The 12755-nt window shown below is 53.3% G+C and carries 9 protein-coding genes; 5 read left to right on the top strand and 4 right to left on the bottom strand.

The features are described 5' to 3' along the window. Positions 1-45 precede the first annotated feature (45 nt). The 4 genes from HNR64_RS03660 (at position 46) to HNR64_RS03645 (ending at position 8252) form a co-directional block, all read left to right on the top strand. A complete protein-coding gene (locus tag HNR64_RS03660) occupies positions 46-1131 on the top strand; it encodes an ABC transporter ATP-binding protein (protein WP_204995194.1) in 1086 nt (361 codons plus the stop codon). 394 nt (positions 1132-1525) lie between these two features. Beyond that, complete coding sequence (locus HNR64_RS03655; RefSeq protein WP_204995193.1) at positions 1526-4399, top strand: ribonucleoside-diphosphate reductase subunit alpha; 2874 nt, start codon at positions 1526-1528, stop codon at positions 4397-4399. A gap of 85 nt (positions 4400-4484) precedes the next feature. Continuing rightward, positions 4485-5750: a ribonucleotide-diphosphate reductase subunit beta gene (locus HNR64_RS03650; RefSeq protein ID WP_204995192.1), complete on the top strand. Its 1266-nt coding sequence runs from the start codon at positions 4485-4487 to the stop codon at positions 5748-5750. A gap of 1707 nt (positions 5751-7457) precedes the next feature. Continuing rightward, entirely contained in the window at positions 7458-8252 is a 795-nt protein-coding gene (locus HNR64_RS03645; RefSeq protein WP_204995191.1) for a hypothetical protein, read from the top strand. Here HNR64_RS03645 and HNR64_RS03640 read toward each other — a convergent pair. The 4 genes from HNR64_RS03640 to HNR64_RS03625 all read right to left on the bottom strand — a co-directional run bounded on the left by HNR64_RS03640 (position 8225) and on the right by HNR64_RS03625 (position 11666). Then, a protein-coding gene (locus HNR64_RS03640) for an IS3 family transposase (protein WP_420853744.1) occupies positions 8225-9402 on the bottom strand; the annotation gives its coding sequence in 2 pieces (ribosomal slippage) (positions 8225-9135 and positions 9135-9402; 1179 coding nt in all). The two genes, HNR64_RS03645 and HNR64_RS03640, sit on opposite strands and share 28 nt — an antisense overlap. A 411-nt stretch (positions 9403-9813) precedes the next feature. Then, entirely contained in the window at positions 9814-10170 is a 357-nt protein-coding gene (locus HNR64_RS03635) for a DUF3127 domain-containing protein (RefSeq protein WP_204995189.1), read from the bottom strand. Between the two features lie 192 nt (positions 10171-10362). Further along, entirely contained in the window at positions 10363-11022 is a 660-nt protein-coding gene (locus HNR64_RS03630; protein ID WP_204995188.1) for an alpha/beta hydrolase, read from the bottom strand. Positions 11023-11150: 128 nt separating this feature from the next. Next, the gene (locus tag HNR64_RS03625) at positions 11151-11666 is read right to left on the bottom strand and encodes a porin family protein (RefSeq protein ID WP_204995187.1); all 516 of its coding nucleotides are present in this window, start codon (positions 11664-11666) and stop codon (positions 11151-11153) included. Positions 11667-11962: 296 nt separating this feature from the next. Between HNR64_RS03625 and HNR64_RS03620 the strand changes: the two genes are divergently transcribed. After that, a complete protein-coding gene (locus HNR64_RS03620; RefSeq protein WP_204995186.1) occupies positions 11963-12751 on the top strand; it encodes an alpha/beta fold hydrolase in 789 nt (262 codons plus the stop codon). The last annotated feature ends 4 nt before the right edge of the window (positions 12752-12755 follow it).

Below are 12755 nucleotides of genomic sequence, written 5' to 3'. Positions count from 1 at the left end.
CGGCGAGGCGTATCGGCCCGCCGCATAGCAAGCGAAGGAGCAGTCTTGCTAAAAATTCAGGACATTCACTGCCGCTACGACACCACCCCCGTCGTCAATGGCGTCAGCTTTCACGTCCACAACGGTGATATATGCAGTCTGCTAGGGCCTAGCGGCTGTGGCAAAACCACTATCCTGCGCGCGATTGCCGGCTTCCAGCCGCTTCACAAAGGGCAGATCCTGCTCAACGAGCAAACCCTCAGCCAACCCGGCATGCAGCTACCACCCGAGCAGCGCCACATCGGCATGGTATTTCAGGACTACGCCCTGTTCCCCCATTTGAATGTTATCGACAACATTCGTTTTGGCTTAAAAAAACTGCCGCATAAAGAGCAACAGCAGCGCGTCCGCCGACTGCTTTCCCTCGTTCGCCTGGACGGCGTGGAAAAACGCTACCCACACGAGTTATCCGGTGGCCAGCAACAGCGCATTGCACTGGCCCGCGCGCTGGCCCCCAACCCTCAGCTGTTGTTGATGGATGAGCCCTTTTCCAACCTCGACGCCGAACTGCGCAAGAAGCTCAGCCTGGAAGTCCGGGACATTTTAAAAGAGCTTGGCATTAGCGCTATTCTGGTCACCCACGACCAACACGAAGCCTTCGCCTTTAGCGATCAGGTCGGTCTGCTGCACGGCGGTCATCTGCAGCAGTGGGATACGCCCTTTAATCTCTATCACGAGCCGACCAACCGCATCGTTGCCGACTTTATCGGTGAAGGCTGCTTCCTGCCCGGGCTGATCGGCACCGAGTCCAACACGGTGAATACCGAGCTCGGCGCGCTCATTGGCAACCGTGCCTACCCCTGGCCTACCGGCACACCGGTGGATGTGCTGCTGCGCCCCGACGATATCGTGTTGAGTGACTTCGGCGGCTTACGGGCAACGGTAGAGCGTAAAGTCTTTTCAGGCAGCGCCACGGTCTACACCCTGCGCCTGCCCACCGGCAGCGTGGTAGAAGCCCTGCTACCCAGCCACCGCGACTTCCAACTCGGCGAAACGGTACAGATCAGCACCGAGCTGGAACACCTCATCGCCTTCGCCCAGGAAGGTGCAAATTTTGAGCACGCCCCCCGGCCTCATAGCGGCGCTGCATAAAAAATTTTTTGTTATAAACATTCCGTCTAGCGACAGTGGTCGCGGCAATTTTAGTCGCCACTCGGCGCTAAAGCCCGCCCCGCGGGCACTTGCGAGCAAGGCAAATTTCACCCCCTGCTTACCCACACTTTATCCACAGCTCATTCACATCATATGGTGCTTGCACCCACCCGAAAACCGCATTATCTTGTATCCCGATTTTCAAAAAACCCCATATATGGGTGGCGGCGTCAACATTCACCTAGCATTGAATAACGCCTGAGATCAAGCTGTAGACAAAAAAAACCTCGCCCGAATACGGGTAAATAAGCCAAGCAGCGCCCCGCAAACATCCGTTTTTTTGCGGCATTAACACCAACAACACGCGATCAGCATAGCAAGGGCCCTAAATACCATGCAGACCACCCAAGATAGCAGCACCAGCAACGCGCCGGTTCCTCCTACCGCCCCTAAGCAAGACGAGCTCAGTGCCACCGCACCCGGGCAAATCCGCGTTATCAAACGCAATGGGTCAGTGGTGAGCTACACCGATGACAAAATCAGTGTCGCCATCACCAAAGCGTTTCTGGCTGTAGAGGGTGGCAATGCCGCGGCCTCGACCCGTATTCATGAAACCGTAGCCAAGCTGACGGATCAGGTTTCCGCCACCTTCAAGCGCCGCATGCCCACGGGTGGAACCATCCACATTGAAGAGATTCAAGATCAGGTCGAGCTGGCCCTGATGCGCAGCGGCGAGCACAAAATTGCTCGCGCCTACGTACTGTACCGCGCGGCCCGCGCCGAAGAGCGCGCCCAGCACAGCCCGGAAGTGGCCGAGAAAACCCACCCCAGCATTCGTGTTAAACGCGCTGACGGCAGCGAAGTACCGCTGGACCTGGGTCGCTTGGAATTTATTGTGAACGAGGCCTGTGAAGGCCTGGAAGATGTCTCTGCCAATGCCGTGCTCGACGAAGCGCTAAAGAGCCTGTTTGACGGCGTGTCCGAGAAAGAGATCAACACCTCGCTGGTCATCGCCGCCCGCGCCATGGTGGAAAAAGAGCACAACTACAGCCTGGTTACTGCCCGCCTGTTGCTGGACAAACTCCGCGCCGAAGCGCTGAGCTTCCTCGGTGTGGCCGAAAGCGCGACCCAGCACGACATGGCCGTTTACTACCCCAAGGCACTGCCGGTTTACATTGAAAAAGGTGTCGAGCTGGAGCTGCTGTCGCCCGAGCTGCGCGACTACGACATGGCCGCTCTGGGCGCGGCCATCAAGCCCGAGCGCGACCACCAGTTCCAATACCTCGGTTTGCAAACCCTCTACGACCGCTACTTTATTCACAGCAATGAAGTGCGTATCGAGCTGCCACAAATTTTCTTCATGCGCGTTGCCATGGGCCTGGCCATGCGTGAAGAGAATAAAACCGCGCGCGCGATCGAATTCTATGACCTGCTGAGCTCCTTCGACTACATGAGCTCCACCCCCACGCTGTTTAACGCCGGCACACTGCGTCCCCAGCTCTCCAGCTGCTACCTGACCACCGTACCCGACGACCTGCACGGCATTTACGGCGCTATTCAAGACAACGCCATGCTGTCTAAATTCGCCGGCGGCCTGGGTAACGACTGGACGCCGGTACGCGGCCTGGGCGCTTACATTAAAGGCACCAACGGCAAGTCACAGGGCGTTGTCCCCTTCCTGAAAGTGGTCAACGACACCGCCGTTGCGGTTAACCAGGGCGGCAAGCGCAAAGGCGCCGTCTGCGCCTACCTGGAAACCTGGCACATGGATATCGAGGAATTCCTCGAGCTGCGCAAAAACACCGGTGACGATCGCCGCCGTACCCACGACATGAACACCGCCAACTGGATTCCCGACCTGTTCATGAAGCGCGTATTCGAAGACGGCGAATGGACACTGTTCTCACCGAACAATGTGCCCGATCTGCACGACCTCTACGGCAAGGCCTTCGAGGAGCGCTTCGAACAGTACGAAGAAATGACCCGCACCGGCGAGCTCAAGCTCTACAAGCGTGTTAAAGCGGCTGACCTGTGGCGCAAGATCCTGTCTATGTTGTTTGAAACAGGCCACCCCTGGATCACCTTCAAAGACCCCTGCAACCTGCGCAGCCCGCAGCAACACGCCGGTGTGGTGCACTCGTCTAACCTGTGTACCGAGATCACACTCAACACCAACAAAGACGAAATTGCCGTATGCAACCTTGGCTCGGTCAACCTTGCCCAGCACATCATCGACGGCGAGCTGAACCTGGCCAAGCTGGAAAAAACCATCAAAACCGCTGTGCGCATGCTCGATAACGTTATCGACATCAACTACTACAGCGTGCCGCAGGCCGAAAACTCAAACCTGAAGCACCGCCCTGTGGGCCTGGGTTTGATGGGCTTCCAGGACGCGCTGTACAAACAGCACATTGCCTACTCATCAGACGCGGCAGTGGAATTCGCCGACCGCTCTATGGAAGCGATCAGCTACTACGCTATTAAAGCCTCTAGCGACCTGGCCGTTGAGCGTGGCAGCTACCAGAGCTACGAAGGCTCGCTGTGGAGCCGCGGCATTCTGCCCATCGACTCACTGAAGCTGTTGGTGGAAGAGCGCGGCAGCGACTACATCGAAGTCGACCACAGCCAGACTCTGGACTGGGACAGCCTGCGCGAAGTCGTTAAGCAACAAGGCATGCGTAACTCTAATGTGATGGCCATTGCCCCAACTGCCACCATTGCTAACATCACCGGTGTGTCGCAATCGATCGAGCCGACCTATCAGAACCTCTACGTGAAATCGAACCTGTCAGGCGAATTCACCGTGGTGAACCCGCACCTGGTTAAAGACCTGAAAGCGCGCGGCCTGTGGGATGCCGTTATGGTTAACGACCTCAAGTACTACGAGGGCTCACTGCAGAAGATCGACCGCGTACCCGACGACCTGAAGGCCATGTACGCCACCGCCTTTGAGGTTGAGCCACGCTGGTTGGTGGACTCGGCAAGCCGCCGCCAGAAATGGCTGGACCAGGCCCAGTCACTCAACCTGTACATAGCCGGTGCATCGGGCAAAAAGCTCGACATTACCTACCGCATGGCGTGGTTCCGTGGCCTCAAAACCACCTACTACCTCCGTGCATTGGCAGCCAGCTCTACCGAGAAATCCACGGTAAACCAAGGCTCCATGAACAAGGTATCGGCAAGCGCCGCCGCACCATCGGCGCCACAGGCCGCGCCCGTACCACAAGCCTGCTCGCTGGATGATCCAGATTGCGAAGCTTGTCAGTAATAGAACTAGCTGCACCCGGGGCGTCACCGCGCCCCACCCAAATAGCAGCGAACGAACACACACTTAATACCGAGGTAACTCACTAATGCTTAGCTGGGACGATTTCGATAAAGACGACGCACAAGAAGCGGCAAAACCTCAAACCAAAGAAGCACCACAACAGGCCGCCCCACAGGCTCCGGCACCTGAAGCGCCCAAGCCTGCCGTAGCCAGCCAAGCGGCTCCCGAGCAGCCCGCTGCACCGGCCGCCAGTGCACAAGCCGTTATGGAAAAAGCCAGCGCCTCACTCGACAACCTCGACGTTGCCGCCGGCCTGGAAGACCTGGAAATGGGCGCTGCCCGCCTGCGCGTTGAAGACAAGCGCATTATCAACTGCCACCTGGACCTCAACCAACTGGTGCCCTTCAAATACGACTGGGCATGGCAGAAATATCTGGACGGCTGCGCCAACCACTGGATGCCGCAAGAAGTTAACATGACCGCCGACATCGCCTGCTGGAAAAACCCAGAAGGCCTGACCGACGACGAGCGCCGCATTGTTATGCGCTCGCTGGGCTACTTCTCTACCGCCGACTCACTGGTTGCCAACAATCTGGTACTGGCCGTTTACCGCCACATCACCAACCCTGAGTGCCGCCAATACCTGCTGCGCCAGGCTTTTGAAGAAGCCATCCACACCCACGCCTACCAATACTGTGTAGAGTCACTGGGCATGGACGAAGGCGAAGTCTTCAACATGTACCGCGAACTGCCCTCCATCGCCAAGAAAGCGGCCTGGAGCCTCAAGCACACCCAGGCACTGGGCGACCCCAACTTCAAAACCGGCACCCCGGAAGACGACCAGGAACTGCTGCGTAACCTGATTGGTTTCTACGCCGTTACCGAAGGCATCTTCTTCTACTGCGGCTTCACCCAGATTCTGTCTATGGGCCGCCGCAACAAAATGACCGGCGTTGCCGAACAGTTCCAGTACATCCTGCGCGACGAGTCCATGCACCTGAACTTCGGCATCGACATGATCAACCAGATCAAACTGGAAAACCCACACCTGTGGAGCGAGCAATTCCAGGAAGAAGTCACCCAAATGATCGTGGAAGGCATGCAGCTGGAAATCGAATACGCCAAAGACTCCATGCCCCGCGGCGTACTCGGCATGAACTCAGCCATGATGGAAGAATACCTGCAATTCATCGCCAACCGCCGCCTGTCGCAGCTTGGCCTGAAAGAGCAGTTCCCCAATGCACAAAACCCCTTCCCGTGGATGAGCGAAATCATGGACCTGCGCAAAGAGAAAAACTTCTTTGAAACGCGCGTGATTGAGTATCAAACAGGTGGGGCGTTGAGCTGGTAAGGCCAACACAGTAAACACCCCAAGGCCCTCATCTGAGGGCCTTTTTTATTACCCCCAAAACACCTTAAATACGCCCACGACTTACCTCATCCAGCCAGAGCTGGCATTGCGCCCACTCGTCGGCGAGCCGAGGGGCGATACATATATCTGCCCCATCCTTGCTGCTTTCACCGAGCCTGGGTTTCGCCCTTGCTGGGCGACCTACTTATTATTTGCGCAAAAAAATAAGTAGGCAACAACAATGCGTTTTCTGCATTGAGCGCCGCTTGTCGGCGACCCGAAGGGCGAGGCATGTAATGCCGAGTAAAAGTGCGCCCCGCATCACTGTCGTCGGCGATCGCCGCCGATACCCTGCGCGCGGCGCGACCAGCACGGGCGCTGCGGAACTCGCCTGACGGCTCAGACAGTCCTCGCGCAATTCCCGTACTGGCCGCGCCGTGCTCGGCAGTGCTGAGGGGAATATTAACCCCTGCCAACGTCTGGCTGAGTGGATAATACTTGCGGGATTCGCGCTACGAATTTATGGTAAACGCATAACGCAGTTAAGGATGTACTGCCCTACTACCCAAGGATAGGTGTGCAATTCCAGCTACTTTCTTGCCACTCCCCCTGTAGAAACGGTACGACCTACTTAACAGGCTTAACTGCACAAAAAATGACCCTGTTAATGGGTTTTGAGGCGATTTATTTTAGAAATAGTCTTTACCCTACAATGGGATAGGCCTTCGCCGGGCGGAATCCAAAGCGTGATAGATGGCCCCCCGATAATATTTATTATGAGGCCGAACTGAACTCATAAGCAGTCTGTAATGACTAGTTCATAAAGGAAAGTCATGAATTCGATAATCGATAAATTGTCAGACCCCGGAAATTGGGTGGCAGGAATACTATTTAGTTTGATTGCCGCAATAATCTACAAACTAGGCTCAATGTTGCCAAGTGTCGTCAGAGGCTATAGCCGATCGCGAAGATTGATAAACATTAATCAGGTTAGAAAGCAAAGAGTAAACCCTTTGGAAGTTACATACGCAATTGGAAAAGCTAATGCTCAATTTGTTGCCTTTCTGTTGATGTGCTTTTTTTATCTCGCGGCTTTGCTGGTTTCAGAGACATTACGTGAAATAGCTAATCAGTCCATCATTCTAGTGCTAATCTTAGCATCCCCCATATTTGTCTTCGAAATTTTCTGGTTATTCCAAGACTCACGTGCAAAACGGCTGGTAACAGAACATGGAAAAATTTTAAATTATAGACAGCGTCAAGCCATAACAAGGCGTGTCAATTCGCACCCTTAGGGAGCCGGGAACCTCCGGACGCACGTCGCGCTGACGTTAAGTGTCATGGAGAACAAGGAGAAAAAGGTGAGTAATTGGTTCGAAACCAATGCAACCAAATCGGTCATTGTTCACACGAAATGAACTCATGCATTTTAAAAGTTCACATGAGTCCATTGACTTGCCCGGTCATAAAGCATTTGGCCTTGCTGATTCAACAAGTTACGACTCCCTCACTCAAGAGTTCGCCCAAAATATACTATCTGCCAGCGAAGGGGTGCTAGAAGAAATTTTCGCGCTACGTGGCATAAGCGTAGAGAAGGTCCCTCATTCAATGCATGCATGGACAGGGAAATTTCCCATATAAAGGTTAATAAGTGACGGCAATATGCATCCTGCGGGTGCTTTACAACGGGAATCTTCGAGGGTCTATATGAGGGAGAAAATTTTTAACTGCTTTCTCTACACTGATGGTGAAAAAATTAGTCAGCTCGGTGTGGCAGCGCATGAAATGGATGGCTCTGATGAAGAAAAAATGGAATTCCTTAGAAATTCCGTGTCTAGCGACTGCTTGATAGCAGATATTGCCAACGTACGGTCGTGTGCAATTGGGACTTCCGACAGCATATTTAAGTACTCTTCCTACATGGCGCTAGTGAGGGCTGGGCGAAGCATGGAAATCTTCGAGGAATTCTTCTCTCGCCATAATGCTTCTGAAAGCCCACTTTGCTGCATTACTCCAATTGTAAATGGTGAAGCGCAAATAGATGTCATACACGGGCATGAGCCATTCTATGTCAGCTCATTCGAAGATCACCCAAAACTCGGCAAAGGTAAAATGGCAGATTATCTGGAGTCTTACATCACGCCAGCTGGCTTTGATATGCCCCGATTGCTAAACGACGATTATTTTAATGCCATAAAGCTTCTTTTTAACGCAAAGCACTATGTATCGTGTATGAAGCTTCTTGTCTCATTCATCGATACGGTCGCATATCTCGAACTCGGTGATATTGTTGGAGGTTTCGTCCAATGGCTACAAAAGTATGCATCAATTGAAGAACTTGGGATTACAGAGCAGCAGTTGTGGGAGCTTCGGAATTCCATTCTCCATATGTCCAACTTGGATTCCAGAAAGGTTCTATCTGGAAAAGAAAAGAGAATTAGCTTTTGCATCGCTAGAAGTGGATACTGTAGTGGTCAAGTAAAACTGGCCACGGGTTTGTAAGTTTTCCAGTACATACTTTCTGCCACATTTGGCGGCAGGTCATCGTTGTGTCGATGCGGCCTGATTCCGCTGTAGTAGCCAATCACATAATCCGTGATCGACTGTTTCGCTTCAGCAAATGAGCGGTATCCCGTTTCCGGAACCCACTCAGTTTTCAGGCTGCGGAAGAACCGCTCCATGGGCGCGTTATCCCAGCAGTTACCCCGTCGGCTCATGCTCTGCTTAATCTGGTAGCGCCACAGATTTTGCCGGAAGCGCAGACTGGTGTATTGAACGCCCTGATCTGAATGGAACAACAAGCCATTAGGCCTTCCTCTTGATTCATAAGCCATCAGCAACGCCTTGCTGGTTAGCTCGCTATCAGCCTTTAGCGACAGCGCCCAGCCAACCGGTTTCCGAGCGTATAGATCCAGCACTACCGCCAGATAGGCCCACCGTTGTCCTGTCCAGATGTAGGTAATATCACCGCACCAAACCTGGTTGGGTTTACCCACAATGAACTGCCGATCCAGTGTATTCGGAATGGCCACATGCAGCTTATCAGCCCTTTTATAGGCGTGTTTGGGTAGCTGATTGCTCACCAGCCCCAACTCCTTCATCAAGCCACTCGCCACATATCGTGTTAGCTTTTCGCCTCGTTGGCTGACAATCGATGCAACCGTCCTAGCGCCTGCCGAGCCACCACTTAGCAGGTGTGCGCTGCGCACCATTAATTTGAGCTTGCGACGATAGGGAGCATCGCCTTTTGGTCGACTGCGCCAATACTTGTAACTGCTACGCTGAATATCGAATGTTTGGCACAGTAGCTTTACAGGGTAGCTCTCTTGAAGCCGCTGAATTATCGAATATTTTTCAACTCGTCTGACATCAAGAGAGCCATACCCTTTTTTAGAATGTCTTTCTCTGTTTCAAGGCGCTTAACTTGCCGCTCGAGTTCTCGAATACGGCGCTGTTCCAATGTCATTGGAGAGGCATCGTAGCTGCCGCCAGAGCGCTCTTGCTTGAGTTGACGAACCCATTTATCCATCGTGGACTTACCCACGTTCATGGCTTCGGCAGCGTCTTTCACTGAATAACCCTGGTCAACGACGAGTTGTGCGGATTCGAGCCGAAACTCGGGGCTGAAGGTTGGGCGTGATGGTCTGGTCATGGGGGCACCTGTAGTCGAATGAGGTGATGCTATCACCTCTAATCAGGTGGCCAAATTCACTATGCCACTACATACATTCCGATCGCGGACCTAGACACTCAATACTTCAACTTTAAAGATTTAATAGATGAAATAGCGAAGGCATTATCTCGTTGGGTTAAGACATTCCAAGAAACCCCCGACAAGATGCTTGTATTTATCGAGCGATATGACCGAGTAATTTCAGATTCAAGAAACGCCATTATGCATGCCAAATAAACACCCGCAAAAATACGTGCCGGTCGGACAGTTTGTACCGTGTTGTTTTGAGATCAATAAAGCCAGAGTCATTGACCCTAGCCGCCATCCATCTATAACTGCCGCACCCCTATAGTCCTCGGGTAATGTATGCAAGGCTGGCGGCTCACTGAATCAAAACGGAATGTCGTCATCCGCGTTGCTAAAGGATTGGTCATATGGCGTGTTGTCTGCCGGTGGGTAGAGTTCACTGTCAGCGGCACTGGCGTCTGACTGGATTTTCCAGCCGACCAAATTATTGAAGTAGCGCCCGTTGTACTCGCGCCCGCGAATGTCGAAGCTCACGGTGACGCTCTGCCCAACACTAAGGCTGTCCAGTAGGCTGATCTTTTCTTTCAGGAATTCCAGGCTGATATCCTGCGGGTAGTTGCCGTCTTCGACGGTAACCACCATTTCCCGCTTGCTAAAACCGCTATTGAAGGTCTGCGTTTCCTGAATCAGCTTAATTTTGCCGGTGAGTTCGTATGACATGCTTCTCTCTCGGGGGTTGCGTGTGTGCCACTAAATGGCCAAACGCATTGTACCAAGGCCCCATTGAATCACCAGACTTGGCGTCAATGGGGCAAGCGTGATTAATTACCGCCCTCTGGCTACCCCCTCTGGCTACCCCCTCTGGCTACCCCCTCTGGCTACCCCCTCTGGCTACCCCCTCTGGCTACCCTCTCAGTCCAACCCCAACCACGCTTTGAGGCTGTTGCCGATATCGATGATTTCCTCCATACAGACTTCATGCTGCATGGGGTAGCTGCGGTAGGTGGGTTTAAAGCCCATGCTTTGCAGGATTTGATCGGCGGTATGGCCCATCACTTCGGGCACCATTGGGTCTTGGCTACCGTGGAAAATATGGATAGGCAGGGCTTTATTGGCCTCGGAGAGCGTTACTTCCTTGGCGGTGGCGAAGTAGGTAGACATTGTCAGTAAACCCGCCAGCGGTTTGGGATAGGAAAGCGCGGTGTGGTACACCACTGCCCCGCCCTGGCTAAAGCCTGCCAATACGATGCGCTCGCTGGGAATACCGGCATCCAGTTCACGCTGAATTAGCTCGCGCACGGCCGCAGAGGAGGCTTCTATCTGCTCGGTATCAATCTCGCGCTCCAGCGACATGGCGAGTATGTCGTACCAGGCGGGCATGACCATGCCGCCGTTGATTGTGACGGGAATCTCAGGCGCATGGGGGAAGATAAAGCGCACGCCGTGATTTTCCGGCAGGCCAAGATGAGGCACCACCGGTACAAAGTCGTGACCGCTGGCACCCAGGCCATGTAGCCAAATAACGGCAGCATCGGCCTTCGTTTTCGGTTCTATTACTTCACATTTGAGCAAGGTATAGCTCCTGAGTCTGAATACACTATCGGCAGAACGGCCTATACACCGCTGATAGTAATTGTTTGATCTATTTGAGGAAAAATAATAACAGTAAGAGCGCCGAAGCGCCCTTAAGGCGTTGGCGGCTAGAATAAAAAGCGAATCGCAGCGTTGACCGTATCAACGTCAACATCTTCATATTTAGTGAACTCCAGGCCGAACTCAATACTTTGACCTGGCTTAAAGCTGAAGCCTGCACCGTAGAGCATGCCGTTGCCTTCGTAATCACGCGAGCCAAACGCGTGTACCGTACCCTCACCATCCCACTTGTGCATACCAACGCGAGCATACACAGAAGCCTTTTCGCCGAGAGGAGCGATGACACGTCCGGACAAGGCAATGGTGCTGGCTTCGACTTCTCCGGTAACCAGGTCATGTTCAAAATCTGCACTGCCAAAATCAACATAAGCTGCTTCAAGAGCAAAATTAGGAGACGCTTGGTACCCGAGAATCATTGAGAAGCCGGTCGATTCGTCGACATCCGCCATACCGTCATCTTCATAAGTCGCCTGACCTACCGAGACACCAAGATACAGTTGTTCCGCATGAACCCCCAGGCTAGCGAATGCAATAGAAGCGACTAATAGACTTTTACGTAGCATAGAAAATTCCTTTTTGTTTTATTCATGCTCGGCAACCCGCTGCCGGGCGACGATAAACTATCAATTTTTGGTGGTAATGGCGAGGCGGTAGCAACAGCGTTTACCTTGCTACAACGATGCCGCAACCCGCTAGCGCACACCTAGGAAATAAGTGCCATAGCAGTCAAACAGCAATTTGTGCCGGCCAATTTGCGCGGCATTTATCAGTGTTCTAGCATGTTGCGCACTGTAGCCTGCGCGCCTGACATGGCCCGGCAGCGCCTACTAAGCGAGCTGTGACAACAAGGAACTCACTCATGCTACGCCACCAGAACGGAAGCCTGCTCCAGCTTGAGGATGCAGAGATTTACTATCAGGTATCGGGCTCGCCAACCGGCCACCCGCTTTTGCTGCTTCATGGCGGCCTGGGTAGCCTGGAAGACTTTTCAGCGATCGCGGGCAGCATACCTGAGCACTTCTTTGTCATTGCCGTGGACCTTCGCGGCCACGGCCGCTCCACAATAGGGAGAAAGCCCCTTAGCTACTTACAACACCAGTTGGATGTTCAGGCCCTTATCGCTCACCTAAATCTGAACGAGTATTCAATATTGGGATTCAGCGACGGCGGTATTGTCGGCTATCGCTTGGCCATCGAGAATGCCGCCATCAGAGCCCTTGTCACGGTAGGTGCTCAATGGCGAATTTCAGACCAAGATGCCTGCTATGAAATACTCAGCGGGGTAACACCTGAAACATGGACAGAGATATTCCCCGACGCGCCTCGGAAATATTCTGAACTGAATCCACACGGCAACTTTGCCGAGTTGGTTCAGAGCTGCACCAGGCTCTGGACGGACCTTGATCCCGCTGGCTATCCGGGAGATGCCATTGCCCGTATTCAGTGCCCGACGTTGATCCTTCGCGGTGATAGCGACTTCCTACTTTCTTTGGAAGAGGCAGCAGACGCACAAACCATGATCAATGGGGCATCACTTGGGAATATCCCCTTCTGCAGCCACGCAGCCATCGAAGAGTCGCCCGATATTGCAGCGCGCTTGATCTGTGACTTTCTGAGCGCGCCCAGAAAACGCCATACCGATACCTAGAACA

The organism is Spongiibacter marinus, assembly GCF_016906995.1.
Taxonomy (GTDB): Bacteria; Pseudomonadota; Gammaproteobacteria; order Pseudomonadales; family Spongiibacteraceae; genus Spongiibacter; species Spongiibacter marinus.
Note: the sequence above shows the minus strand (reverse complement) of the source record. Positions and strands in the feature narration are given on the sequence as shown.